Source organism: Pseudooceanicola aestuariicola, assembly GCF_045763785.1.
Lineage (GTDB): Bacteria > Pseudomonadota > Alphaproteobacteria > Rhodobacterales > Rhodobacteraceae > Pseudooceanicola.
This window is the reverse complement of sequence record NZ_JBJGSF010000027.1, coordinates 1-768: the sequence shown is the minus strand read 5'-3', so window position 1 is coordinate 768 and position 768 is coordinate 1. Positions and strand designations below refer to the sequence as shown.

General features: G+C 54.7%; 1 rRNA gene. It reads left to right on the top strand.

Annotated features, from left to right (window positions below):
• Nucleotides 1-768, top strand: a 23S ribosomal RNA gene (locus tag ACI3GR_RS20130); the annotation flags it as partial.

Below are 768 nucleotides of genomic sequence, written 5' to 3'. Positions count from 1 at the left end.
GTGAGGGAAAGGTGAAAAGCACCCCGACGAGGGGAGTGAAACAGTACCTGAAACCGAACGCCTACAATCAGTCGGAGCTTGACTGGACTCTAATGACAATCCCAATAGTCTGTATTACGACATGCCTATCGCATGAAGGAGCAGACGAATGGATGGAACACTGGCAGCCCTATTTGTGGTCGCATCGCTGACCGACATGGGGTTCAACCACTGCGGAAACGGGTGCCTTGCCCAGGGTGAGGAAACCGGGCGGTTATCGCTCAGCGCAGGGGACGTACAGTTCCAGGGTGCATCGGTAGATCGCGAGATTTACCTGAGGTACGACTTCGGTCGCACCTACGGCCCGTTCCAACCCGTCATCGGCGCATCTGTGACCCAACGCGGCGACGCGTGGATCGGTGCAGGTGCAGCTTGGACCGCACAGCTTGCAGACACAGGGCTTTACGCTCAGCTGCATCTGATGCCCGGCTTGTATAAGCAGGGTGGCGGGCCAAATCTTGGTCATACGATCGAATTTCGGTCGGGGGCAGAGATTGGTTACGAAGCCAAAAATGGGATGCGTTTCGGCATCAGCTACGACCATCGGTCGAATGGTGAACTCAGTGCCGTAAACCCCGGTCTCGAAACCTTGCAATTCAGGTTTTCGATACCGTTCTAACGACCATCAGGTTGTCATTAGTGTCCAGTCTTGTGACGGCGTACCTTTTGTATAATGGGTCATCGACTTGGTCTATCTAGCAAGCTTAAGCCGTTAGGTGTAGGCGCAGC